Below are 25070 nucleotides of genomic sequence, written 5' to 3'. Positions count from 1 at the left end.
GGAAAGTTCTTCTCCGGGGGGGGGTCGACGCGAGGCGGTCGGGCGGTGTTTGCGGGTTGGGAGCTAAGACCGCAGCCGACGCTGTGCCGGGGACATCCCGGGGTGTGGAACTTACCGGGAGCAAAGGTCCGAAACAGATATTACAAAACGGTTACAACGTTGTTTCAACGTCGTGAAACATGTGGAGTTCAGCTTTTTTGCGGAGTGTGAAGAGGAATTCCAGTCCGCCGCGGTCGCGGTTGCGCACCGAGATCGTGCCGCCGTGGATCATCACGGCGTTCTTGACGATCGAGAGGCCGAGTCCCGTTCCGCCCAGTTTGCGCGAGCGGCCCTTGTCGACGCGGTAGAAGCGTTCGAACAGGTGGGGAAGGTGCTCCTCGTCGACGCCGATACCGTTGTCGGCAAAGAGAATCGTACACTCCTCGGGGGTATCGTCCACCAGGCGGATGAAGATATCGCGGCCGCCGGAGTAGGCCGCGGCGTTGTCGGCCAGGTTGCGGAAGATCGAGCCAAGCAGTGCCGGATTGCCCTCGACCTCGACCCTCGTCGGGAAGTCGACATTCACGCGCAGCCGCTGCTCGGCGGGTTTGAGGGCCATTTCGTCGGCCACCTCGTTGATCAGGTCGTTTACGACGACGGGTTCCTTGCGGATCAGCTGGCTGGCCTCGTCCATACGTGTGATGGTGGCCACGTCGGCGAGCAGCCTCCGCAGCCGCTCGGTCTGTGCGGCACTCTTCTCGAGGAACTCCTGCCGCCGCCGCGCGTCGATCTGCGGGTTGGCCAGCAGCGTCTCCAGATAGCCCTGAATGGCCGCTACGGGGGTCTTCAGTTCGTGGTTGATGTTGTTGGTGAGCTGTTTCTTGATGCGAATCTTCTCCTGCTCCTCGTGCAGGGCCAGGGCGTGTTCGCGGTCACGGTCGGCCGTGGTGCGCTGCAGTCGGGCGTAGAGGCGGATGATGTGGTTCGAGATTTCACCCAGTTCGTCGTGCGGGAAGGGCTCCTCCTCGTCGATGCGTTCGCCGCGTTCGGCCCGTTCGGCGAAGTCGTTCAGCCGCGAGATGTTGTGTCCGAGCCGCCGCGTGGCGAAGTAGCCCGCCACGCTCATCAGCAGCGTGATGCCGAGCATGAGCCAGAGGAATTCGCGGTCGGCGGCCAGCACCTCGCTCAGCGGGACGCTGTAGGGGACGGCCGTGCGGACGATGGCCCGCTCGCCGGCCATGGCCGAGTAGAAGTAGTTGCGATGGGTGCTCGCCGAGTGTCGTCGGATGATGTATCCGGTGCCGTGGGCCAGGGCATCGACAACCTCGGGACGGTCGAGGTGGTTGGCCGTCGGGAGCGTGTCGAGCGAGTTGTCGAAGAAGACATGCCCCGAGCGGTCGATCAGCGTCACGCGCAGCTCCTCGAAGGGCTCGTCGTGCGAGGCGATGAAACGGGCCGGGTCTGTGCCGTCGTTCAGCGCGTCGAGCAGCCGCAGGTTGAAGAGTTGCAGCTGGGCATTGAGGTGTTCGGCCTTGAAGTGCTTCTCGCGGCCGTACTGAAACAGCACGAAACAGGCTACCAGCGTCCACGAGAAGACCAGCAGCAGCACGAAGAGCCGCTGGTGGTAGGAGAATCTACTCCTCAAAGCCGTAGCCATAGCCCAGACGCGTGACGATGTGTTTGCCGTAGGGGCCGATCTTGCGGCGCAGACGGGTAATGTTGACGTCGATCGTACGGTCCAGCACGATCACCTCGTCGCTCCAGATGCGGTGGAGGATCTCCTCGCGGGAGAAGATCACGCCGCGGTGGGCAAGCAGCAGGGCCAGAATCTCGAACTCCTTCTTGGTCAGGGCCAGTTCCGTGCCGTCGAGAGTGCAGATCTTGCGTTTGAGATCCATCTCGAGCCCCTCGAAGGCGATGGTTTCGTGTTCGGGCTCGGCGGCCGCGGTGCGGCGCAGGACGCTGCGCACGCGGGCCAGCACCTCGCGGATCGAGAAGGGTTTGGTGATATAGTCGTCGGCGCCGAGGTTCAGCCCGGCGACGGTGTCGTCTTCGGAATCCTTGGCCGTGCAGAAGATTACGGGGACGTGGGCCGTTTCGGGCCGCTCCTTGAGGATGCGGGTCATGCGGAAGCCGCTCATCTCGCCCATCATGACGTCGAGCAGAATCAGCGAGTAGCGTTCGGGATGCATCTCGAGGGCCTGTTCGGCGCTGTAGGCCACGTCGACGTCATAACCTTCGACTTCGAGGTTGAACTGGAGGATTTCGCACAGCGACTCTTCGTCGTCGACCACGAGGATTTTGTTTTTTGCCATAGCTTCGGGTTTGATTCCGGGCCAAATTTACACAACATTCACGGATGTTACACGCCCCGTGTCCGACTTTTCACCGAAATGTAACAGAGGGGGCTTTCCGGTCGGCTCTCTTCGGGGCCGCCGTTCCCTCGGCCGTTACTTGCCGAGGACCTCCATCTGCTGGCGGACCGACTCCTCGTGGATGGCCTGCATGACCGTGCGCATGAATTCGCGGTCCATGCCCAGCTCGACGGCCTGGGCGGCGCGCCGGGCCAGCAGCTCTTCGTAGCGCTGTGCCTGCAGGATGGGCATGTCGTGCTCCTTCTTGTACTGTCCGATGTCGCGTGAGACGCGCATGCGCCGTACGAGCAGGTCGAGCAGCTGGTCGTCGAGTTTGTCGATCTGGGCGCGCAGCTCGTTGAGGTTCTCCGTAGTGACGGTCTGCTCGCGGATCACCAGATTGCGCAGGATGTAGGCCAGAGCGTCGGGGGTTACCTGCTGGGCCTTGTCGCTCCAGGCGCAGTCGGGCGAGCAGTGCGCCTCGACGATCAGCCCGTCGAACCCGATGTCCATGGCCTGCTGCGAGAGCGGGGCGATCAGTTCGCGTTTGCCGCCGATGTGGCTCGGGTCGCAGAAGATCGGCAGTTCGGGCAGTCGGCGGTGCAGCTCGATGGGGATGGCCCACATCGGGTGGTTGCGGTAGATGCTCTTGTCGATGGAGGTGAAGCCGCGGTGGATGGCCCCCAGACGGCGGATTCCGGCGTTGTGGATGCGTTCGATGGCGCCGATCCACAACTCGAGGTCGGGACTTACGGGGTTCTTCACCAGTACCGGGATGTCCACGCCGCGCAGCGCATCGGCAATCTCCTGCATGGCAAAGGGATTGGCCGCCGTGCGGGCGCCGATCCACAGCAGGTCGATTCCTCCCTTGAGTGCCGTTTCGACATGCTGTCGCGTGGCGACCTCCGTGGCGGTGTACATGCCCGTTTCGCGTTTTACGCGCTGCATCCAGGGGATTCCCTTTTCGCCGACGCCTTCGAAACCTCCGGGTTTGGTGCGGGGCTTCCAGAGCCCGGCCCGGTAGATGTGGAGGCCTTCACGGGCCAGCATGCGGGCCGTTTCGATGACCTGCTCTTCGGTTTCGGCACTGCACGGACCGGCAATGACCAGCGGACGCCGGGGATCGACCCCGGGAAGCGTGATGGGTTGGATGTCGTTCATGGTTTTCTATTTTTTGTTGTTCTTGATTCGGTTTTTTCGGGAAGCCGCCTTCGGTCGCAACGGCTTGCGGGGGCTTCGACGGGTTGCTCTTCGGGGTCAGATCTCGGGATTGGCCCCTTCGGCATATTCGCCCAGGATGCGGAATCCGCTGGTCAGCGGCCGGGCCGCATCGATGGCCTGGCGGTAACGGTAGGGATCGTCGAAGGTGACGTCGACGTAGAACTGATACTCCCACTCGCGACCGATGATCGGCAGCGACTGGATCTTCGTGAGGTTGATGTCGTAGAACGAAAGGACGGTCAGCACCTTCGAGAGCGAGCCCTGCGTGTGGCGGAGGGTGAAGACCAGCGAGGCCTTGTTCGTGTGTCCGGGATCGGTGAATTCGGCGGCGCGGCTTTCGTCGGCCAGGATCAGAAAACGGGTGAAGTTGTGGCGGTTGGTCTCGATGCCGCGGCGGAGGATCTCCAGCCCGTACATCTCGGCGGCATCGGCTCCGCAGATGGCGGCCGTGGCGGCGAGATGCCCTTCGGCGATTTCGCGGGCACTGCCGGCCGTGTCGTCGCGTTCGACGACCTTCATTGCCGGGTGGCTCTTCAGAAACTCACCGCACTGCATCAGGGCGATGGGGTGCGAATGCACCTCGCGGATCGTGTCGAGCCGTTCGCCGGGAAGGGCGGCGATGACGTGCGAGATGCGGATCTTCTGCTCGCCGACGATCCGGGCCCGGCTGCGCTGAAGCAGTTCGTGGTTGGGCAGCAGGCTGCCGGCGATGGTGTTCTCGATGGCGGCGATGCCCAGCAGCGCAGGGTCTTCGGCCAGCTGTTCGAACAGTTGGCCGAAACTTGCGCAGGGGAGCACTTCGAGCTCCCGATCGGCGAAATAGCGTCGGGCGGCGGTTTCGTGATAGCATCCTGCGATGCCCTGTATGGCGATTCTCTCCATGGAATGGTAGATTAAAGAAAAATCCCGCACGGTCTTCGTGCGGGATTTTCATGCTTGTATGCGTTTGTTGGTTCGATCCTTTCCGGTCTTCATCCGATGCATGGCGTCCCGCATTTTCTCTTGGCATAAAAGAAAAAGGAATAAAAGAAATATGCGAAACCGTAGAGCTTCATCTTCGGAAGAGTTTGTCTGGGTACAAATATACTAAAAAATTTTGAAAAACCAAATCCGCGGCCGCTTTTTTGGACGGAAAAAGGCGTTTCTGCCGCTTCGGGGGGGGGCGGGATTCGGCGGTGCGCGAGCCTCCGATCCTCGGGTACGGTGTCCGGCGGGGGCTCTTCGAAGAGGGGGCGGGCGCCGCGGTTTCGCCTGTTCTGCGTTCTTGTCGGGCGCCGCGGTCTCTCCTGGCCCGTTGTTTCGCTTGTTCCGCGGTCTCGCCGGGCGCCGCGGTCGCCTTCCGACTTTCCGGCAGATGCTCGCTGCTGCCGGATTGGAACACAACTACAGTCGGTTTATTGTCAAACGACTCTTTGCCGAGCGCTTCGAAGTCATCCGCCGTGACCCTTCAAAGGTGGAGTTTCTGACACGACTCAATGACCTTTACTTCCAGTTCCAGCGCGTCGGGAACAACTATAATCAGGTGGTCCGGGCCATCAACAGCCACTTCTCCAACGTCTCGATCCCCCGCCAGATCGCCGCGTTGGAACAGCATACCCGTGAACTGAAAGCGTTGAGTATCGAGATTCTGAATCTTACCAAACAGGCCGAAGGATGGTTGCGAATATAAGGACGGGAGCAACCGTCGGCGGAGCCATTCGCTACAACGAGGAGAAGGTTAACCGGGGACAGGCCGAGGTGCTCTTCTAGAATCGGATGCTTGATCCGTTCGTTGGATGCGATTCTGGAATTGGCAGACGTGCAGGCATGAGGAGGAGCGACGACTTCGTCAGCACAGGCATCGACGAAAGCGTCGATTGTTGTAATCTATTTGAATTTGGTCAAGTCCTAAGTTCAACAACTATAAGATCTGCTACTTGGGGATCTTGATGTACTTTATGACTTTATGATCAGTCTTGAACCTGTGATTCTAAAAGATAATGAGGGCGAAATATGTACTTGCCACTTATGATTCCGTTAAGTCGGTGGTTTTATCCGCTTGATGCACTTGAATATATTCTTTGGGTGTCATTCCGTACATCTCCTGGAAGTATTTCGTAAAACGGTATTGGTTGTTCATGCCGACTTCGATCATCACTTCGTTGACCCGCATGCCTCCGGATGCCAGCAATTGGGCCGCACGTTTGATGCGGATGTCGCGGATGATCTCCGAGACGGTCCGCCCGCCGGCCACGCGTTGCATCCGTCGATACAGCTGCATGCGGCTCATGTGCAGTTCTTTGGCCAGATACTCGATGTCGAAGAGCGGATTCTGGATGTTGGCCTCGACAATGGAACTCATCTTTTGCAGCAGTTGTTCGTCATCCGAGGGCAGCTCCACGGGCGTCGGATTGGTGATCGTCTCGCTTCGGAGTTTCCGGGCAAAATGCTCTCTGGAACTTAACAGGTTACTGATCCGGAAATTTAGGTTCTCGGCCTCGAACGGCTTGATGATGTACTCCTGAGCTCCGGCCGTCAATGCCTCCCGGATTGATTTCTGATCCTCTTTGACGCTGTGTATGATGATCGGAATGAAATTTGTCCGCGGATTTGACTTCATGCGGCACGTGAATTCAATGCCGTCCATGACCGGCATCATCAGGTCGCAGATGACCACATCCGGTTTCAGTTTCTGCGCCAGGGCCAACCCCTCCTCTCCGTTGAAGGCCACGGCAGTTCGGAACTGCGATTCCAGGCAGGAGACTATGTAGGCGTTCATGTCGGGGTTGTCCTCGATGATCAGCACCAGATATTTCCGGTCATCAGGACCGGAGGCCGGACGATCCGGTTTCTCAATCGGCGGATGTGACGACTTGTCGGGAAGGACTATCTGTTCCTCGGGATAACAGTGGCGATCAATGGGGAAACGGATTATGAAAAGCGATCCCTGCCCCTCTTTGCTGCTTACCGTGATTTGGCCTTGGTGCAACTCGATCAGGGCTTTAGAGAACGAAAGTCCCACCCCGCTGCTTACTCCGTTCAAAGGGGTGCTGTGGAAGAAGAGGTCAAAGATCCGAGGTAGATCAGCCGAGGGGATGCCGATGCCCGAATCCTGTACTGAAATGCAGGCATAACGCACCTTGTCGTGGGTTTCGACGGCCAGCCGGACGTGGATGTCCCCTTGTTCGGGCGTGAACTTGTAGGCGTTGGAGATTAGGTTTTGGAGGATCTTCTCGATCTTGTCCCGGTCGAACCAGGCGTCCGGCAGGGTCTGCGGGGCTTCGAAGTGGAGCATGATGTCGGTTTGTTCGCTCATGCTCCCGAACGAACGCACGACCTCCCGGACGGTATAGGCCAGGTTGTAGCATGATATTTTAAGCGGGAGGTTCTGTGCCGACACCCGGCGGATTTCGAGCAGCTGGTTGATCAGTTTCAGCAGTTTGTTGACGTTGCGGCGGATCAGTCCCAGTCTGAACGAAACGTATTCATCGAGCCCGTTCCGCTCTTCGAGATCTTTGAGCGGGGCCGTGATAAGGGCAAGCGGGGTGCGGAGTTCGTGGGTGATGTTGGTGTAGAACCCGAGTTTCATCTCGGACAATTCGCGGGCCTTTTCCTGCTCGATCTGCTGCATGAACAGCTTGCGGCGCCAGCGCTGCCGGGCCGTGAGGTAAAAGACCGCGGCAGTCAGCAGGGCCGTGGCAAGCACGAGGTAGATCAGATACGCCCACCAGGTAGCCCACGGGGCCGGGTGTACGATGATCGTCAGCGTGCGCTCGTTTTCGTTCCAGACGTCGTCTCCGTTCGACACGCCTAAACGGAACGTGTAGCGTCCCTCCGGAAGCCGCGTGTAGGTCGCGAAACGGCGCTCGGAACCGACCGTTGTCCATTCGGTGTCATATCCGTCCAGCCGGTACCGGAAACTGTTTTTCGAGGGGTTGACATGTTGATCCGACGTAAATTCGATGGTAAAACTGTTTTGGTTGTAATTCAGTTCCAGTTGTCGGGTGCTGTTCAGCGGCTTTTGGAGAAGCATGTGCCCGTCGTATTCGCGGCCGGGAAGGATGCGTTGTCCGAAGATCTTCAATTCGCTCAGAAACGGGGTCCCGGGATAGGGATCGGTGCTGAACCGATTGGGATTGAAATAGTTGATGCCGTTGATTCCACCGACGAAGATCCATCCGTTTTTCGAGATGGCGGCGACTTCGGTCCAGGTGTTGCTTTGCAGGCCGTCGTCGCTGACATAGCGTTTTACGTGCCCGGACGAGGGCGTGTAGTGGAAGAGTCCCTGACTCCCGTTGAGCCAGAGATCGCCCGATAGGTCCTCCGTGATAGCGACGATTTTGGCATTTTCGAGTCCCGGAGCAAGGATGTGGCTTGTGGCGGAGATTGTTCCGTCGAGGACGGTCAGCCGGTTCAGCCCGGCGTCGGTTCCGATCCATACGGCTCCATCCTTTGTCATGTGCAAACACCAGATGTGGTTGTCACTCAACGCCAGGGATCCCGAACCCTGGCGCAGGACCTCGACATCGATCCCGGGGTCGGTGTCCGTGTAGCGGATCTTGGACAGCCCGTTGTCGGCGGACCCGGCCCAGATCAGACCGTTCTTGCGGTCCGACAGCAGCGAATAGGTGGAGTTTGAGGCCAATCCATGGGCAATCGTATAAGTGATGCTTCGCCCCGATTCGGGATTATGGCGGATCAGACCGTCCATGGTGGCGATCCAGATGTCTCCGTGTTCGTCTTCGCACAGGTCGAGGAAGTAGCGGTAACGTTGCGGGGCGTCTGCCGGGATGCCGGGCAGATGCAACTGCGACCTGCGGAACCGACCGTATGGAAGCCTGTCAAGTCGGTAGACCCCCTCCTGCGCAGCGATCCAGATTGTCCCGTTGCTGCTCTGGATGATGCGCGATATCGAATTGCCCGTAACGGAGGCGGAGAGGTCCTCCAGGACACCCGACCGAAAGTCATAACGGTATGTCGAGCCTTTGAAGGTGTTGATCCACAGCTTTTCGTCGGCGTCGATGAACAGGGCGTTGATGTGCTGGCCGTCGTATCCCAGTTCGGTGTACCGTTTCCCGAGGAGCGGTTTGAAGGTCTGGAATTGCGGGGCCGCGGTCGGGGCATGGTTCACACCCCGGCGGGTGCCGGCCCACAGAACGCCCGACCGGTCGAGGCAAAGGCAGGAAATGTCGTTGTCGCTAATGCGGCCGAACAGGTCGGATTTGGCATAGCGGTCGATCGACGTCACCCGGTTGGGGAATTCCAGTTCGAGGGAGTAGATCCCCTCCGTATTGCTGCCGACCCAGAGGTGATCTTTCCGGTCGCGGATCGTGCATACAGCCTGAATCCGAAGCTCGTCAGGGAGGTGCAGTTCGCTGAAAAGCTTGCCGTCGGTGCTGGTTGCAATGCCGTGGTTGTGGCTCACCCAGAGGACGCCCCAAGGATCGCACTCCACGTACCGGACCTGCTGCTGGGATATCTCCGAGATCAGCCGTAGCGAACGTTTCTTGTGCCCGCCCGCTTCGCAGAGATAGAGCCCCTGGGAGGTTCCGAGCCAGATGTTCCCCCGCTGATCTTCGGTGATGCAGTTGACGTCCAGAGCCTCGAATCCGCTTGCGGCAACGAAGGTATATCCGCCGTCGGGGGCGGGTTGTGCGAGAATCACCCCTTTTTCATGTCCGATCCAGATCGTGCCGGAACGCTCCTCGAAGATCGTCCGGACCTTTTTCAGCTCGGGGATGCCCAGTTGCGGAGTGTAGTCGACATAACGGTCGGTTCGGGGATCGTAGCGCATGATGCCGCCGTCGAGTCCGATCCAAATGGAACTGTCGGCGGCTTCGGCCAGACAGACGATCCGGTTGTTGACCAGGCCTCCGCGCTACCCGGAGGCATGTCGTACGGCGTGAATGTCATATCCGTCGAAAAAATTCAGTCCGTCGTAGGTTCCGATCAGAATACGGCCGTCAGCCATTTGCAGGATTGACGAGACGGAGTTTTGAGATAAACCGTCGTTCACGCTCAGATATCTGAATGAAAGCCGAGTGTCGATTTTGGGGTTCAACTCACCGGCGACGGTGACGACCTGGAACAGGAGGAGCAGAGCCCCGAATATGACAGACGCTTTTTTCACCATGATTCCTGTGTATTCTTGCAGACAAAATTAGCAAACATTATTTTGAAAAACGTCTTTTTACATAGGCGTCTGAGCCGAATGCCGCTCGAGGCCTCTTTCGGGGCGGGGCGTGCAATAAAAAAACAGTTTAATGTTACAATTTGAATAAAAAAAGGGGGCGGCTCTTGCTACTTTTGTAAAGCAGACAAGGATGTTTGCGGAACCAATCCAAAAAATTAAACCAGCTAACCTATGCAAAAAACTTTTACCCGACAGATTTGCCGGCTTGTGGGGAGCTTGGCATTGATCCTATCTTTTTCGACGGGGGTCCGGGCGCAGGAGGCGTCACCGCAGCGGGATATCACCGGAAGTGTAAAATCCCTGTCCGGAGACGCCATGGCCGGAGTTACAGTCATGGTCAAGGGCACAACCATCGGTACGACAACCGGCGCCAATGGTGTTTTCTCGCTGAAAGTCCCGACCGATGCCCGTGCCTTGACCGTCTCCTTTGTTGGATACGTCACGCGCGAGGTAGCTCTTTCAGCACAGAAGACGGTCTATACGGTCATTCTGGAAGAGGATGTCGTTTCGATGGACGAGGTGGTGGTTATCGGTTACGGGTCGGTAGCCAAACGGGATCTCACGGGGTCTGTAGCTTCGGTATCGGGCCGGTCGTTGGCCGATTCACCGGTCTCGAACATGGCACAGGCGCTGACGGGTCGGATGCCGGGAGTACAGATCACCACGACGGATGGCTCTCCCGATGCGGATGTGAAGATTCGGGTGCGTGGCGGAGGCTCCATTACGCAGGACAATTCGCCTTTATATATTGTTGACGGTTTTCCCGTGGAGCGGATCTCCGACATTTCGGTCAACGACATTCAGTCGATCGACGTGTTGAAGGATGCCTCCTCGTCGGCCATCTATGGTGCGCGGGGTGCCAACGGTGTCATCATCATCACGACCAAATCGGCACGGGCCGGGAGGACGACCGTCTCCTACAACGCCTTTGCGCAGATGAAATATGTGCCGAAGATGATCGACGTGATGGATCCGTACGAGTACGTGCTGATGCAGTATGAGCTGACGACGCTCAAGGGAGGACAGGATGCCGAGTCGTTTGAGAGCCATTTCGGTACTCCGGCCGATTTTGACATCTACCGGCAGATGCCCGGCCGCGATACGCAGTCGGAGATGTACGGCCGCACGGCCTGGGGACAGTCGCATAACGTTTCGGTGTCGGGCGGGACGAACAAGACCCGTTTTACGCTCAGCGCCACCCACCTCGATGAGGACGGCGTATTGCTCGAATCGGGCTATCGGCGGACGAACCTCAACTTCAAGATGAACCAGGATCTTTTCAAGGGGCTCCGGCTTGATCTTTCGGCCTATTATACCAATACGGTCATTGACGGTGCCGGAACGACGGTGAACAGTTCGACGGAGATCAAGAATGCGGTGAGCTACCGTCCGACGATCGGCAAGGCGGAGCGAGGCCAGGGTGCATCGGAAGCGGATATCGCCTGGGTTGACGAGAATATCGAGGCGCAGAGCCAGCTCTACGATCCGGTGGAGCTCATCAAGCAGGACTACAAGCGTCAACGCCGCAACGAGTTGAATGTCAACGGGGCTCTGACCTGGAAATTCGCCAGGAACTTTACATGGCGGTCGGATTTCGGAATCCTGACCCGTGACTACGAGACCAAACGCTACTACGGTCCGTTGACCTATACCTCCCGGCAAGCGGGTTCACAGCCCGTGGCCCTGATCACCACGCAGAGCATGCCCCGCTGGCGGACCTCGCATACGCTGACCTTCGACATCAAGAATTTCCGACGCAAACACAACATCAACATCATGCTGGGTTTCGAGGCGATGCGCGAAACCTCGACGTTGCGGGAGATGAAGTCCTACCAGTTGCCGACGAACATGGCCATCGATGACATCTTCGCCAACATGGCCTTCGGGTCGCAGGAGTATCCCTATACATTCGAGGATACGCCGGTTGCGATGGCCTCGTTTTTCGGGCGGATCAACTACTCCTATCGGAATAAATATCTTGTCACGGCGACGGTCCGGGCGGACGGGTCGTCCAAGTTTGCGCCGGGGAATCAGTGGGGCGTCTTTCCTTCGGCGGCCTTCGCCTGGCGCATCTCCGAGGAACCGTTCCTCAAGAAGGTGGAGTGGATCGATGATCTGAAACTGCGCCTCAGTTACGGTGAGGCGGGTAACAACCGCATAGCCAACGACATGTGGCGTCGGACCTTCAAGGGGGTCTTTTCGGGGCAGCAGAACATGGTTGCGGGTATTGGCGGCAAGCCGAACATCTATTTGACCAATGCCTCGACGGTACTTGTCAACGAGGATCTGGTCTGGGAGACAACGGCCACGCGCAATCTGGGTGTTGATTTCGGGATTCTGAAGAACCGCCTGAGCGGAAGCGTCGAGCTCTATTGGAATACGACGCGGGATCTGCTCATCAAGAACAAGATTCCGCTGCACACGGGTTACGACGAACAGCAGGTCAACGTGGGGCAGACCTCCAACCGCGGATTGGAGATTTCGCTGACGGGAGTGCTTGTCGACAGGTCCGATTTCCAGCTTTCGGCCTCGTTCAACATAGCCTTCAACCGCAATCGGGTGGACAAGCTCTACGGAGCCGAGGAGAAGTTCTACGACAGCGGCTGGAACAATACCGATCTGCGGGACTATCTGCTTCGGGAGGGAGATCCCGTGGGGTTGATCTACGGATACGTTACTGACGGTTTTTATACGGTGGACGATTACGAGGATGGTCCCGGATGGGTGTTGAAGCCGGGGGTTGCCAACAGCCAGAACGTCACCGGTTCGAACGGTAACCCGGGGAGTTATCCGCGGGTCGGTTCGCTCAAGCTCAAGAAGACGACGCCCTATGATCCGAATGATCCCGAATCGTGCATCGTGACGGAGGCCGATCGGACGGTCATCGGCAATGCCAATCCGAAGCATACCGGCGGATTCAGCATTACGGCAGCCTTTAAGGGATTTGATCTGTCGGCGATGTTCAATTGGGTCTACGGGAACAGCATCTACAATGCGCAGCGGCTTTTCAACACCTCGACGGGAAAATACCAGTGGTACAATCTGCGTTCGGAGATGGATTCGCATCATCGGTTCCGGGTCTTTGACGATGCCGGCAACGATCTGCGCAACGACAAGGAGGCCTTGCGGGCATTCAACGCCGGTGCGACGATCTGGAGTCCGGTATACCAGTATACGATTCTCCATTCGTGGGCCGTGGAGGACGGCTCGTTCCTGCGGTTGAGCAATCTGACGTTCGGCTATACGCTTCCGCAGCATCTGACCAAAAAGATCTGTCTGTCGAAATGCCGGATCTATGTTACGGGGACGAATCTTTTCTGCTGGACGGCCTATACGGGATTCGATCCCGAGGTCGACACGCGCCGCAGTACGCCGCTCACCCCCGGAGTCGACTATTCGGCCTATCCCCGGACCCGGTCGTTTGCCGTCGGGGTCAATCTCACGTTCTGAAATGCACAATCATTCCAAAAAACGATAGAATCATGAAACGAACCATATGCAGAATTCTTGCATGCGGGCTTCTGCTTTTCAGCGGTTCCTGTACGGAATTCCTGTCCACCGAATCGCCGTCGACCATGCCCGATACGAAGGTTTTCAGCACGGAAGGAGACACCTATCGGGCCGTGATGAATATCTATGCCATATTGGCCCGGACATCGCTCTACAGCCAGCGGGTGAGTCTGTTTGCCCCCTACAACAACGACATCGAGTATGCGAAGACCAATGCCACCTCCGAGGACACGCGACGGGGTATGTGGGACTATACGCTGACGTCGGCCAATTCCGAGACGCTCTCCATGTGGGCGGATCTCTATCTTGGAATCAACAGTGCCAACGAGTGTATCGCGGGGATGGAGAACGGTCCGTTGCTCGGTGCCGCTCCGACCGGGACGCCGTCGACGATCCGGCAGCTTTACGGCGAGGCCAAGGGGTTGCGGGCGCTGCTCTATCTGGTGCTGGTCCGCGACTGGGGGGGGGATGTTCCCTTCCTGACGAAGGAGACCCGTTATGACGACAATTTCTATATTGCGCCGACGGATCGTGACGAGATTCTCTCCTATCTGATCAAGGATCTGATGGAGGCCGAACCGGGGATGCTCTACGCTTCGGAGTTGACGGAGACGTGCGAACGGATGAACCGAGGTGCCGTACAGGCGCTCATTGCACGGCTGGCCCTGACGCGTGGTGGCTGGGCTTTGCGCCCCAACGAGTCCAATCCGTCGGATCCGGGAAAGATGGAGCGTGCGGCGGATTACCTGGAATACTATCGGATTGCCAATACGTATGCCCGCAAGCTCTACAAGTCGGGTAAACACTCGCTGGGACTCTCGTACAAGCAGGTTTTCGTCAACGAGGCGCAGAAGGTTTTCCCGTCGGGCGACGACATGCTCTATGAGGTGGCCATGGCGATGGGTTATTCCAGCTATGTGGGACACTATATCGGGCAGCGCATCGACAACAGTCCCAATATCATTTACGGATACAGCAATCCGTGGTTTCTGGTGACCATGCCTTATTTCCACTCCTTCGATGGTGCGGACGAACGTCGCAGCGTAAACTGTACGCCCTATACGTGGGTCTGGAACAATGAGAAGGGGCGTATCGAACAAAAGATCTCCGACTGGAAGAATATCTACATCGGGAAGTGGTCGAAACTCGACATGAAGACGCCGCAGGGGGCGGGAGCCACGATCAATACGGGAATCAATTTCCCCGTACTGCGCTACACGGATGCATTGCTGATGCTGGCCGAGACGGAGAACGAGCTGAACGGCGGGCCGACGGATCTGGCGCGTGAGGCATTGAAAACGGTTCGTCGTCGGGCCTTTGCCACGGGGCTTCATGCGGAGAAGGTGGACGACTACGTGGCGGCGCTGACGGATCATGACACCTTTTTCGAGGCGTTGGTGCAGGAACGTGCCTGGGAGTTCTGCGGCGAAGGGATCCGCAAGTACGATCTGATCCGCTGGAACCGGTTGCGGCAGAGTCTCATTGATATGCGACAGGCACATATCGACATGGCGGTCGGGGCCCGAACGGGCGAAGGGAAATACAAGAACATCCCGGCCAACATCTACTGGAAACTGCTTGACGACGGAACGCTCGACATTGTCGGACTGGATCAGAACATGTCCAAGGCGCCGGAGGGTTATTCCACGCAAAGCTGGGCGAAAGCGATGGTCAGCCAGGTGGGAGATGAATACATTCTCAACGAGTCGGTCGATCAGTGGTGGCGTCCGGAGATCTACACCCGGGATCCGATGGTCTATATCTACCCTTATTCACAGGATGTCGTAGCGGAGAGCAAGGGGATGATTGTCAATTATTACGGTAAACGATAGACGGTAGTCTCAAACTCATACAACAATCGAATCATGAAAGCGAAATATCGGATAATGCGGATGCTGGCGGTTCTGTTTGTGCTTGCCGGCAGTGCGGCCTGCCAGAATGATCAGTCGCAGGCGTGGGGAGATCCCCGTCTGTTTCTTCCGACCAATCTGGTCAGTTTCAAACAGGACAACGGGCTGGTGATCCGTTGGGGGATTTCGTACGGCGCCGTGGGATATCGGGTCGATCTTTCGGAGAGTTCGGATTTTTCGGAGATCGCAGCCACGCAGGAGATTCCGGCCGCTGAGGACAAGAACTACGAAGCCGTATTCACGGGTCTGGCCGAAGAGCGTCTCTATTACATCCGCCTCTGTGCTTTGGCGGCCGAGGAGTCGCTCCAGTCGAAATACCTCTACTCGGAATGTATGACCGGACAGATGCGGTCGGTGTTCAACGAGGTGGGGTATGCCGACATGACCTATACGTCGGTGACGCTCTCCTGGACCGAGGACCTCGGGTCGCAGGAGATTCTGCTGACGGCCGACGGCGAAGCGGATATTCATCGGACATTGAGCGACGAAGAGAAGGAGTCGATGCGGGCCGTGGTTACGGATCTCAAATCGGGCATGAAGTACAAGGCGTCGTTCTACGTCGACGGACAGCTGGTCAGCTATGTGTGGTTCACCCTGCCGGAGGTTCCGGAAGGAGCAACGCTCATCACGAGCAATGATGATCTGGTTGTAGGCCGTCTGCATGTAGGTATTCAATCCATCGACGTAGGCGTAGTCGATCGTCTCCAGCGGGAGGTCCTCTTTGTGGTAGATATCCCGGATATATTCGGTCATATAGCGCAGCAGGCGGTGGTACTTGTTGGCAGTGAGCTGCGTGATACGGGTACCGACCTCCTGCTGGCGTTTCTCGCAGTATTTGCCGAACTCCGCCAGCACCATCCGGCTCGAAGAGGCGGAGCCCAGCAGCTGTTTGACGGCAAAGCAGGTCGGTGTCCTGTTCTCCTGGATCAGGCGGTCATAGGCGGCAAGGATCGAGGCCCGGTAACTGGCGATGATGCGGTTGATCTGCTGGTCGACCTCATCCTTGTAGAGCGAGCGTTCGAGGCGCTGGTTCCAGCGCTCCGGCTCGATCTGGCATTGTGTATAAATTTCGGTCGACTGACCGGTCGTGGTGATGCGGGCATAGATCGGGGCTTTGCCCTTTTTTGTGACTTTGGTCTTCTTGCAGAAGAAGACGACGCTGAAGGTGGTTCGTGGCAACATGGCTGCTTGGTTTTTGGATAAATTAAACGTCTTCAGCATCGGAATGTTGCAGAGTAAAATGATGCAAATCAGCGAAATAGAGCTAAATCGTGACCTATTTTCGGTCCGAGCAAAAAAGGTCACGATTAAGGCGTGAAATATTTGCTGCCTTTTGTTTCAACAGGAGTGGGAGAATACAAGAAAAAACCTCGTATATCGCTGATATACAAGGCTTTTTGCTTTCTTTCGGGGTTTCTTTCTGGCCCCCTCTGGAGCGGAAAACGGGACTCGGACCCGCGACCTCAACCTTGGCAAGGTTGCGCTCTACCAACTGAGCTATTTCCGCATTTGTCAACCCCAATACGTGTCGTTTGGGATTGCAAATATAAGCGCTTTTTTTTATTCTGCAAAATTTTCTGACACCTTTTCTCCAAAACAAATATCCCCGATCTTTTCAGACCGGGGATATTCTTCCGAAAAACATCGACTTAGCGTACCTTGAAACCCTCGTCGGCTTTCATCGGAATCGGAAGCGAGGCATAATAGCCACTCTCCAGTTTGCTGCGGACAGCCTTGAAGGCCTCGATCGTCTCCTTCACATCCTCCAGCGTATGGGCTGCCGTCGGAATCACGCGAAGGATAATTTCACCCTTCGGGATTACCGGGTAGATCACCATCGAGCAGAAGATACCGTGGTTCTCACGCAGGTCGACTACCAGGTTCGTGGCCTCCGGAACGCCTCCCTTCAGGAAAACCGGCGTTACGGGCGAATTCGTTACGCCGATATCGAAGCCGTTCTCCTTCAGGCTGCCTTGCAGCGCACGGACGATCTCCCACAATTTCTGCTGGAACTCCGGATGGTTGCGGATCAACTCCAGACGCTTCAGCGCACCGATCACCATCGGCATCGGCAGCGACTTGGCATAAAGCTGCGAACGCATGTTGTAACGCAGCAGGTTGATCAGCCAGCGCGGTCCGCTGACAAAGGCGCCGATGCCGGCCATCGACTTGGCAAAAGTGTTGAACAGCACGTCCACACCGTCGACCACGCCAAAGTGCGAGGCCGTACCGCGGCCGCCCTCACCCATCGTACCGAAACCATGGGCATCATCGACCAACAGGCGGAACTGGAAATCCTTCTTCAGGGCAACAATCTCGTCGAGTTTGCCCAGATCGCCCTTCATGCCGAACACACCCTCGGTAACGACCAGTACACCGCCGTTCTGCTCGTTGGCCAGTTCGGTGGCGTGGTGCAGCTGCAGGCGGAGCGACTCCATGTCGTTGTGGCCGAAGACAAAGCGCTTGCCCTTGTGCAGACGCAGACCGTCGATGATGCAGGCGTGAGCCTCGGCATCGTAAACCACCACGTCTCGCGGCGTGAGCAGACAGTCGATAATCGAGACCATGCCCTGATAGCCGAAGTTGAGCAGGAAAGCATCCTCCTTGCCGACAAAGGCGGCCAGTTCGCGTTCGAGCTGCTCGTGGTATTTGGTCTGACCGCTCATCATGCGGGCACCCATCGGAGCTGCCATACCGAACTGGGCGGCACCCTCGGCATCGGCCTTGCGCACCTCGGGATGATTGGCCAGACCGAGGTAGTTGTTCAGGCTCCAGTTGAGCACCTTGTGGCCGCGGAAGGTCATGTGGGGACCGATCTCGCCCTCGAGTTTCGGGAATGCGAAATAACCGTGAGCGTAAGCCATGTACTGACCGATAGGTCCGCCGGCATTCTTGCTCAGACGATCGAAAATATCAACCATGTTGTTTGTGTTTATGAGTTTAAGTGACTTATCGTTTTGTTTTGCCGCGCAAAAGTACAAATAATTGAACGATTTTAACAGTCAAAAGTAGCCGTTTTTTGCTCCCCGGCGATACGCATTTATACGTATTTTAGGGCTTTCGGTCTCTTTTGCGGTCCACGGCGTCGACAATCACGGCCACGGCTCCGTCACCCGTCACGTTGGTCGCCGTGCCGAAACTGTCCATGGCGATATAGGTGGCGATCATCAGTCCGCACAGCGTCTCGTCGAATCCCAGCATCGACTCCAGCAGCCCCAGCGCCGCCATGATCGCCCCGCCCGGAACCCCCGGAGCCGCCACCATCGTCACCCCCAGCAGCACGATGAAGCCCGCAAAGGTCGCCGTCGGAAGCTCCGCTCCAGCCAGCATCGAAACGGCCAGCGCACAGGCCGTGATCTTCATCATCGACCCCGAGAGGTGGATCGTCGCGCAGAGCGGAATGACGAACGACGCCAGTTCGGGACGCACCCCGAGGCGCAGCGTCCGCTCCAGCGTCACGGGAATCGTCGCCGCCGAGGATTGCGTGCCGAGGGCCGTAACGTAGGCCGGCAGCATCGTACGCAGCATCCGGAGCGGATTCCGCCGCGACGCGAGTCCCGCCACCGAGAACTGGAACAGCAGCAGCGCAACCGTCAGCACGAAGATCACCACGATCAGTTTGACGAAGACCCCCAGTACGCCGGCGACCTGTCCCGACCGGGTGATCGAGAGGAAGATGCCGAAGATATAAAGGGGCAGCAGCGGCAGAATGACCCGGGCAATAACCCGTTCGATGATGCGCTTGAAGTCGTCGAGCGCCCCCTTGAGCGTCACCGACCCGGTTGCGGCCATCCCCAGACCGAGGACGAAGGCCAGCACCAGAGCCGACATCACCCCCATGACGGGCGGTATGGCAAGGGTGAAGTAAGGGGTCAAGGCCTCACCCTCTTCGGGAAGGACCATCTCCGAACCGGCAAGCAGCGACGGGAAGAGGGCTCTCCCGACAAAGTAGGTGCCGAACCCCGAGATCAGCGTGAAGCCGTAGGCCAGGGCGGCCGTCAGCGCCAGCAGGCGCCCGGCACTGCGCCCCAGGTCGGCGATGCCCGGCGCCACCAGCCCGAAGATGAGCAGCGGAATGACGAACTCCAGAAACTGTCCGAATACGGCATTGAAGGTCAGGGCCGCCCGAGCTACCCACCCGGGCAGGAAGAGGCCGCCAACAATACCCAGCACGATAGCCAGCACAACGCGCGGCAACAGTCCGAATTTTCGCTTCATCGAAGAATGATTTTTGTAAAGGTATGAAAAAATTAGCTACTTTTGTCACATGACATCCCTTTATCACGACATCATCTACGGCCCGGTACACTCGCGGCGGCTGGGTCTCTCGCTCGGGGTCAATCTGTTGCCCACCGAGTCGAAGCTCTGTTCGTTCGACTGCATCTACTGCGAATGCGGCTGGAATGCCGACCATCCCGGCGGGCGTCGTTTCAACGCCCGGGAGGAGGTGCGCACACACCTCGAGACCGCCCTGCGGCAGATGGCCGGAGCCGGGACTCCACCCGATGTGATCACCTTTGCCGGCAACGGCGAACCGACCCTGCATCCCGATTTCGAGGGGGTGATCGACGATACGATAGCGCTGCGTGACCGCTACTGCCCCGCGGCGAAGGTCTCCGTGCTGTCGAACGCCACGCAGATCCACCGCCCGGAGGTGCGGCGGGCGCTGCTGCGTGTGGACAACAACATCCTGAAGCTCGACTCGGCCTTCGATGCCACGGTGCGCCGCATCGACAACCCGCAAAACCCGCATTATACGGTTCGGGGCATTGTCGATGAAATGAAGCGCTTCGAGGGACGGATGATTCTCCAGACGATGTTCCTGCGCGGCGAGTGCAACGGTGCGCCGATCGACAACACCACGCAGGAGGAGGTCGAAGCATGGCTGCGCCTCGTCGAGGAGATCCGCCCCCGGCAGGTGATGGTCTATTCGCTCGACCGCGACACGCCGTGTCCCACCCTCGAAAAGGTTTCACACGAGGAACTGCAGCAGATTGCCGCCCGCGTCGAAGCGCTGGGAATTCCCTGCTCCGTCGCCTGACCCAGGCCGGCGCCATCCGCCGACACGCGGTCTACGCCCCCGCGCCGCCCTCTCCCCGACAGCCGGCGGAGGTTCAACACGCACAACCGGAACCGAAGACACCTCCCGGGCCCTCGCCAGGGCTCGGGAGTTTCACACCAAAAACACCCGCAACCATGCAACTGTTACTCTCCTGCGCCAAGACGATGACGGACCGGAGCCCGATCTCCGTACCCCGCACCACCAAACCCCGATACGGAGCCGAGGCCGACACAGCCGCGGCCGCTCTGGCATCGCTGTCGGCCGATGATCTGGCCCGTCTGCTGCACATCAACCGCACGCTGGCGGCCGAAAACCGCCGCCGCTACGCCTCGTTCCACGACGCACCGTCGCTACCGGCCCTGACGGCCTACACCGGCATCGTCTTCAAACGGATCGACCCGGCAAGCTTCACCCCCGCGGATTTCGAATACGCCCAGGAGCATCTGAACATCACCTCGTTCCTCTACGGGTTGCTCCGCCCGCTGGATCGGATCCGCCCCTACCGGCTCGAGGGCGACGCCGTCCTGCCGGGCGACGACGAGCAGACGCGCTTCGCCTTCTGGCAGTCGCGACTCACCGATGCATTCATCGACAAGATCCGCGCCGACGGCGGCGTGCTGCTCAACGCAGCCAGCGGCGAGATGAAACGGCTCTTCGACTGGCGGCGTCTCGCACGCGAGGTACGGGTCATCACCCCGGAGTTCCGCATCCGCGAGGGCGACCGCCTCCGGACCATTGTCGTCTATACGAAGATGTGCCGCGGTGAGATGACGCGCTTCGCGTTGAAGAACCGGATCGAGGACCCCGAACTGCTGAAGTCGTTTGAATGGGAGGGGTTCCGGTTCGATCCGGCGGAGAGTCGCGGCGACAACTGGTTTTTCACCCTGCAGCAATAAAAAAGTCCGGGCAAAAACCCGGACACTTTTTCGAGGAGGGGAGGGGGCAGCAGCTCACTGTCCTGCTTCGGCGGCCTCTTTGGCCGGCCGCACGGCCAGCAGCGCCCGGAGAATCGACGCTTCGTCGTAGCCGCAAAGGGCCTGCAACTGGGCGGGCGTGCCGTGTTCGACCCACTGGTCGCCGATCCCCAGCCGCGTGACCTGCACGTCGTAACCGCGCGAAGTGAAGAAGACCGTCACAGCCTCGCCCACTCCGCCGCTCAGGCAGCCGTCCTCGACCGTGATGACCCGACGGAAGCGGCGCCCCACCTCATCGAGCAGCACTTCGTCCAGCGGTTTGACATAGCGCAGGTCGTAATGCGCCGCCTCAACCCCTTCGGCCGAAGCCCGTTCGGCGGCACGTGCCGCCGCATTGCCCGCCGTACCGATGGTCACCAGCGCCACGTCGCTTCCCTCGCGCAACCGGCGACCCCGTCCCACGGGCAGTTTCTCGAAGGCTGCGCCGCGCCACGGAAGCCCCTCCCCGCACCCCCGCGGGTAACGGATCATGAAGGGATGACCGGCACACAGCGCCGTATACATCAGATTGCGCAGTTCGGGTTCGTTCATCGGAGCGGCAATCGTCAGCCCCGGGATGGCCCGGAAGGCCTCCATGTCAAAGACTCCGTGGTGGGTTACACCGTCCTCGCCGACCAGTCCGCCGCGGTCGAGACACATCACCACCGGAAGATCCTGGATCGCCACGTCGTGGATCACATTGTCGTAGGCCCGCTGCATGAAGGTCGAGTAGATGTTGCAGAAGGGGATCATCCCCGCGGCGGCCAGTCCGGCCGAGAAGGTCACGGCGTGTCCTTCGGCAATGCCCACATCGAAGCAGCGGTCAGGCATCTCGCGCATCAGGATGTTCATCGAACAGCCCGTAGGCATGGCAGGGGTCACCCCCACAACCCGCGGATCCATCCGGGCCAGTTCAAGCAGCGTCTCGCCGAAGACATCCTGGTAGCGGGTCGCACCGCCCGACAACTTGATCCGTTCTCCCGTATCGGGGTTGAAGCGGCCCGGAGCGTGCCACACCGGCTGGTCGTGTTCGGCCGGCAGGTAGCCCTTGCCCTTGACTGTCAGCACGTGCAGCAGTTTCGGGCCCTCGATGTCGCGCAGCGCCCGCAACGTGCGGACCAGCTCCTTGAGGTTGTGGCCGTCGACCGGCCCGAAATAGCGGAAATTGAGACTCTCGAAGAAGTTGCTCTTGTTCAGCACCCCCTGCTTGACGGCATTACCCGCCATCTGGCAGAGGCGCAGCAGCCGCGGCGTATGCGAAAGAATCCCCCACAGCCGCTGTTTGAAGCGGTTGTAGTGAACCGAGGTCGAGATCTTCAGCAGGTAGTTCTTCAGCGCGCCGGTGGCCTGATCGATGGCCATGTTGTTGTCGTTGAGAATCACCAGCAGGTTCGTCCGCTTCGAGGCCCCGGCATTGTTCAACCCCTCGAAGGCCAGGCCGCCGGTCATCGAACCGTCGCCGATGACGGCTACCACCTGGTGCTTTTCACCGCGCAGCTCGGCCGCCTTGGCCATGCCGAAAGCCGCCGAAATCGACACCGAAGCGTGACCGCCCCCGAAGGCGTCGTACTCGCTCTCGGACATGCGCGGAAAACCGCTGATGCCGCCCAGCTGACGTTTGGTATGGAACGCCTCGCGGCGCCCCGTGATGATCTTGTGGGCATAGGTCTGATGACCGACATCCCAGACGATCTTGTCCTGCGGCGCGTCGAAGACATAATGCAGTGCCGCAGCCAGCTCCACGGCCCCGAGACTCGAGGCCAGATGGCCCGGATTGACCGAACACTCCTCAATGATATAGTGACGCAGCTCGTCGCAATAGAGCCGCAGCTCTTCGGGCGAGAGTTTCTTCAAATCCCGGGGCGAGGAGACCCGGGTCAGCAGTTTATAATCTTCACGCGACATTGGGAAGACAAAGATACATAATAATGGGGAAATTTTCGAAAATTTTCCTATCTTCGCATAACGGTAAAACCACACACGTCATGAAATACCAGCGCATACTCCTGAAATTGAGCGGCGAATCGCTCCAGGGAACGCAGAAATACGGACTCTCGCCCGAGGTGCTGCAGTCCTACGCCGAACAGATCAAGGCCGCAGCCGCAACCGGCGTCCAGATCGGCATCGTCATCGGCGGCGGCAACATCTTCCGCGGTCTTACCGGCGCCAGGAAGGGATTCGACCGCGTCAAGGGCGACCAGATGGGCATGCTCGCCACGATCATCAACTCGCTGGCCCTGCAGTCCGCGCTCGAGGACAACGGCGTCCGCTGCAAGGTCCTCACCTCGATCCGCATGGAGCCCATCGGCGAATACTTCTCCAAGGCCCGCGCCATCGAGTATCTCGAAGCCGGTTACGTGGTGATCATCGGCGGCGGAACCTCCAACCCCTACTTCACCACCGACTCCGCCTCGGCTCTGCGCGGCATCGAGATCGAAGCCGACGTCCTGCTCAAGGGCACCCGTGTCGACGGCGTATATACGGCCGACCCCGAGAAGGACCCCACGGCCACGAAATTCCAGGAGATCTCCTTCGAAGAGGTCCTCGACCGCCGGCTCAAGGTCATGGACCTCACGGCCTTCACCCTCTGCCGCGAAAACGGTCTCGAAATCATCGTCTTCAACATGGACACGCCGGGCAACCTGGGCAAGGTCCTCGCCGGCGAACCGATCGGAACCCTCGTAAAACACTGATACCATGGCCATTCGCAAACACCACCGCAAGAGCAGCCGCCAGTTGTGGATCATGCTGGCGCTGATCGCCGTCATCGCGGCCGTCATCGCGCTGCTGCCCAACGGGGCGGAGCCGGAGCCGCAACCCGCCGACGAACTCGAAGCCACGACCCTCGTCCATGCCGGCGAGGAGGCCCCAGACTTCTCTGTCGGCATGTTCGACGGCTCGACGGTCACCCTCTCCGAACTGCGCGGAAAGGTCGTCCTGCTCAACTTCTGGGCCACCTGGTGCCCGCCCTGCCGCGAGGAACTCACCCACGTACAGAGCGATATCATCGACCGTTTCGCCGGCCGCGATTTCCTCTTCCTGCCCGTCTCGCGCGGCGAAAGCCGTCAGGCCGTGGCCGCCTTCCGCCAGAAAACCGGATACGACTTCCCCATGGGACTCGACTCCACCCGCTCGGTCTATGACCGCTACGCTTCGAACTACATCCCCCGCAACTTCCTGATCGATGCCGAAGGCAAGGTCGTGACGGCCACCATCGGATTCGAACCGGAGGAGTTCGACGAGTTGATCCGTGCCATCGAGGCCACCCTTGCCCAAGCCGAGCAGAACCGAACCGAAGAATAATTCAAATCAATACCGCACATGGATACCAAAACGATTCTCAACGATGCTTCGGCCCGCATGCAGAAGGCCATCGACCACCTCGAGGAGGAACTCCTCAATGTCCGCGCCGGCAAGGCGTCGCCCAACGTCCTCAACGGCGTGATGGTCGACTATTTCGGTTCGCAGGTGCCCGTTTCGGGTGCCGCCAGCGTCACCGTTCCCGATGCCAAGACCATCCTCATCCAGCCCTGGGACAAGAAGATGCTCCGCATCATCGAGAAGGCCATCCTCGATTCGAACATCGGTCTGACCCCCTCGAACAACGGCGAAACGATTCGTCTGACCATTCCGCCCCTGACTGAGGATCGACGCAAGGAGCTCGTCAAGCAGATCCGCAGCGAGGCCGAAACCGCCCGCATCAGCCTGCGCAATGCCCGCCGCGAGGCCGTCGAAGCCTTCAAGAAAGCCCAGAAAGAGGGTATGCCTGAAGACGAGTCGAAAGACGGCGAAAGCCAGTCGCAGAAACTCCTCGAGAAGTTCACCAAACAGCTCGACGAGGTACTGGCCCGCAAGGAGAAGGAGATCATGACCGTCTGATCCGGCCGATTCCCGATCCTGCAGAAATCC

17 protein-coding genes, 1 tRNA gene and 1 pseudogene are annotated in these 25070 nt (G+C 59.0%); 8 read left to right on the top strand and 11 right to left on the bottom strand.

The features are described from left to right. Window positions 1-151 precede the first annotated feature (151 nt). From B5E60_RS09145 to B5E60_RS09130, 4 genes are all read right to left on the bottom strand, one after another. Complete coding sequence (locus tag B5E60_RS09145) at window positions 152-1636, bottom strand: sensor histidine kinase (protein WP_087311204.1); 1485 nt, start codon at window positions 1634-1636, stop codon at window positions 152-154. After that, window positions 1614-2294, bottom strand: coding sequence for a response regulator transcription factor (locus B5E60_RS09140; RefSeq protein ID WP_087311203.1), 681 nt, complete (start codon window positions 2292-2294; stop codon window positions 1614-1616). Before B5E60_RS09140 ends, B5E60_RS09145 begins: the two co-directional genes overlap by 23 nt. A 135-nt stretch (window positions 2295-2429) precedes the next feature. After that, window positions 2430-3494, bottom strand: coding sequence for a bifunctional 3-deoxy-7-phosphoheptulonate synthase/chorismate mutase type II (locus B5E60_RS09135; protein ID WP_087311202.1), 1065 nt, complete (start codon window positions 3492-3494; stop codon window positions 2430-2432). Window positions 3495-3590: 96 nt separating this feature from the next. Next, window positions 3591-4436, bottom strand: coding sequence for a prephenate dehydratase (locus tag B5E60_RS09130; RefSeq protein WP_087311201.1), 846 nt, complete (start codon window positions 4434-4436; stop codon window positions 3591-3593). Window positions 4437-4899: 463 nt separating this feature from the next. Here B5E60_RS09130 and B5E60_RS09125 point away from each other — a divergent pair. Beyond that, a pseudogene (locus B5E60_RS09125) lies at window positions 4900-5223 on the top strand (plasmid mobilization protein); the annotation flags it as partial. Between the two features lie 336 nt (window positions 5224-5559). Here the strand turns inward: B5E60_RS09125 and B5E60_RS09120 are convergent. After that, complete coding sequence (locus B5E60_RS09120) at window positions 5560-9327, bottom strand: hybrid sensor histidine kinase/response regulator transcription factor (protein WP_087311200.1); 3768 nt, start codon at window positions 9325-9327, stop codon at window positions 5560-5562. A gap of 84 nt (window positions 9328-9411) precedes the next feature. Further along, window positions 9412-9666: a hypothetical protein gene (locus tag B5E60_RS09115; protein ID WP_087311199.1), complete on the bottom strand. Its 255-nt coding sequence runs from the start codon at window positions 9664-9666 to the stop codon at window positions 9412-9414. A gap of 231 nt (window positions 9667-9897) precedes the next feature. Between B5E60_RS09115 and B5E60_RS09110 the strand changes: the two genes are divergently transcribed. Both B5E60_RS09110 and B5E60_RS09105 read left to right on the top strand, forming a co-directional pair. Beyond that, window positions 9898-13176: a SusC/RagA family TonB-linked outer membrane protein gene (locus B5E60_RS09110; protein ID WP_087311198.1), complete on the top strand. Its 3279-nt coding sequence runs from the start codon at window positions 9898-9900 to the stop codon at window positions 13174-13176. A gap of 32 nt (window positions 13177-13208) precedes the next feature. Further along, complete coding sequence (locus B5E60_RS09105; RefSeq protein WP_087311197.1) at window positions 13209-15068, top strand: RagB/SusD family nutrient uptake outer membrane protein; 1860 nt, start codon at window positions 13209-13211, stop codon at window positions 15066-15068. 15 nt (window positions 15069-15083) lie between these two features. On the opposite strand, the gene B5E60_RS09100 is transcribed toward B5E60_RS09105, so the two are convergent. From B5E60_RS09100 to B5E60_RS09085, 4 genes are all read right to left on the bottom strand, one after another. Continuing rightward, window positions 15084-16328, bottom strand: a complete 1245-nt coding sequence (locus B5E60_RS09100) for an Arm DNA-binding domain-containing protein (RefSeq protein ID WP_087311237.1) — start codon at window positions 16326-16328, stop codon at window positions 15084-15086. A gap of 249 nt (window positions 16329-16577) precedes the next feature. After that, window positions 16578-16653, bottom strand: a tRNA-Gly gene (locus tag B5E60_RS09095). 142 nt (window positions 16654-16795) lie between these two features. Continuing rightward, entirely contained in the window at window positions 16796-18067 is a 1272-nt protein-coding gene (locus B5E60_RS09090) for an aminotransferase class I/II-fold pyridoxal phosphate-dependent enzyme (RefSeq protein ID WP_087311196.1), read from the bottom strand. Window positions 18068-18197: 130 nt separating this feature from the next. Further along, window positions 18198-19364, bottom strand: a complete 1167-nt coding sequence (locus B5E60_RS09085; protein WP_087311195.1) for a dicarboxylate/amino acid:cation symporter — start codon at window positions 19362-19364, stop codon at window positions 18198-18200. A gap of 49 nt (window positions 19365-19413) precedes the next feature. Here B5E60_RS09085 and B5E60_RS09080 point away from each other — a divergent pair, with 49 nt between their 5' ends. After that, window positions 19414-20187: a radical SAM protein gene (locus tag B5E60_RS09080; RefSeq protein ID WP_087311194.1), complete on the top strand. Its 774-nt coding sequence runs from the start codon at window positions 19414-19416 to the stop codon at window positions 20185-20187. Window positions 20188-20342: 155 nt separating this feature from the next. Next, on the top strand, window positions 20343-21104 hold the full coding sequence (locus B5E60_RS09075) for a YaaA family protein (RefSeq protein ID WP_087311193.1): 762 nt from the start codon (window positions 20343-20345) through the stop codon (window positions 21102-21104). A gap of 54 nt (window positions 21105-21158) precedes the next feature. On the opposite strand, the gene dxs is transcribed toward B5E60_RS09075, so the two are convergent. Further along, on the bottom strand, window positions 21159-23066 hold the full coding sequence (gene dxs / locus B5E60_RS09070) for a 1-deoxy-D-xylulose-5-phosphate synthase (RefSeq protein WP_087311192.1): 1908 nt from the start codon (window positions 23064-23066) through the stop codon (window positions 21159-21161). Between the two features lie 80 nt (window positions 23067-23146). On the opposite strand from dxs, the gene pyrH reads away from it, so the two are divergent. The 3 genes from pyrH to frr are packed head-to-tail and all read left to right on the top strand — an operon-like array spanning window position 23147 to window position 25040. Continuing rightward, window positions 23147-23854 (top strand): UMP kinase, encoded by a 708-nt coding sequence (gene pyrH / locus B5E60_RS09065; protein ID WP_087311191.1) that lies wholly within the window; start codon window positions 23147-23149, stop codon window positions 23852-23854. A gap of 4 nt (window positions 23855-23858) precedes the next feature. Beyond that, window positions 23859-24464 carry a TlpA family protein disulfide reductase gene (locus B5E60_RS09060; RefSeq protein WP_087311190.1) on the top strand — a complete coding sequence of 202 codons (606 nt, stop codon included), beginning with the start codon at window positions 23859-23861 and terminating at the stop codon, window positions 24462-24464. 18 nt (window positions 24465-24482) lie between these two features. Beyond that, complete coding sequence (frr, locus tag B5E60_RS09055; RefSeq protein WP_087311189.1) at window positions 24483-25040, top strand: ribosome recycling factor; 558 nt, start codon at window positions 24483-24485, stop codon at window positions 25038-25040. Window positions 25041-25070: the final 30 nt, after the last annotated feature.

Origin of the sequence: Alistipes sp. An116 (genome assembly GCF_002161005.1) — a bacterium.
GTDB classification, from domain to species: domain Bacteria; phylum Bacteroidota; class Bacteroidia; order Bacteroidales; family Rikenellaceae; genus Alistipes; species Alistipes megaguti.
This window is presented reverse-complemented; position numbering and strand designations above follow the sequence as displayed.

Excerpts from the sequence above, each read along its gene's own strand:
- B5E60_RS09090 (WP_087311196.1), bottom strand. The coding sequence starts at position 18,067 with ATGGTTGATATTTTCGATCGTCTGAGCAAGAATGCCGGCGGACCTATC.
- B5E60_RS09075 (WP_087311193.1), top strand. The coding sequence starts at position 20,343 with ATGCAACTGTTACTCTCCTGCGCCAAGACGATGACGGACCGGAGCCCG.
- frr (WP_087311189.1), top strand. The coding sequence starts at position 24,483 with ATGGATACCAAAACGATTCTCAACGATGCTTCGGCCCGCATGCAGAAG.
- B5E60_RS09110 (WP_087311198.1), top strand. The coding sequence starts at position 9,898 with ATGCAAAAAACTTTTACCCGACAGATTTGCCGGCTTGTGGGGAGCTTG.
- B5E60_RS09080 (WP_087311194.1), top strand. The coding sequence starts at position 19,414 with ATGACATCCCTTTATCACGACATCATCTACGGCCCGGTACACTCGCGG.
- B5E60_RS09085 (WP_087311195.1), bottom strand. The coding sequence starts at position 19,364 with ATGAAGCGAAAATTCGGACTGTTGCCGCGCGTTGTGCTGGCTATCGTG.
- B5E60_RS09120 (WP_087311200.1), bottom strand. The coding sequence starts at position 9,327 with ATGCGCTACGATCCCCGAACCGACCGTTATGTCGACTACACTCCGCAA.
- B5E60_RS09135 (WP_087311202.1), bottom strand. The coding sequence starts at position 3,494 with ATGAACGACATCCAACCCATCACGCTTCCCGGGGTCGATCCCCGGCGT.
- B5E60_RS09060 (WP_087311190.1), top strand. The coding sequence starts at position 23,859 with ATGGCCATTCGCAAACACCACCGCAAGAGCAGCCGCCAGTTGTGGATC.
- pyrH (WP_087311191.1), top strand. The coding sequence starts at position 23,147 with ATGAAATACCAGCGCATACTCCTGAAATTGAGCGGCGAATCGCTCCAG.
- dxs (WP_087311192.1), bottom strand. The coding sequence starts at position 23,066 with ATGTCGCGTGAAGATTATAAACTGCTGACCCGGGTCTCCTCGCCCCGG.
- B5E60_RS09140 (WP_087311203.1), bottom strand. The coding sequence starts at position 2,294 with ATGGCAAAAAACAAAATCCTCGTGGTCGACGACGAAGAGTCGCTGTGC.
- B5E60_RS09100 (WP_087311237.1), bottom strand. The coding sequence starts at position 16,328 with ATGTTGCCACGAACCACCTTCAGCGTCGTCTTCTTCTGCAAGAAGACC.
- B5E60_RS09145 (WP_087311204.1), bottom strand. The coding sequence starts at position 1,636 with ATGGCTACGGCTTTGAGGAGTAGATTCTCCTACCACCAGCGGCTCTTC.
- B5E60_RS09115 (WP_087311199.1), bottom strand. The coding sequence starts at position 9,666 with ATGGTGAAAAAAGCGTCTGTCATATTCGGGGCTCTGCTCCTCCTGTTC.
- B5E60_RS09105 (WP_087311197.1), top strand. The coding sequence starts at position 13,209 with ATGAAACGAACCATATGCAGAATTCTTGCATGCGGGCTTCTGCTTTTC.
- B5E60_RS09130 (WP_087311201.1), bottom strand. The coding sequence starts at position 4,436 with ATGGAGAGAATCGCCATACAGGGCATCGCAGGATGCTATCACGAAACC.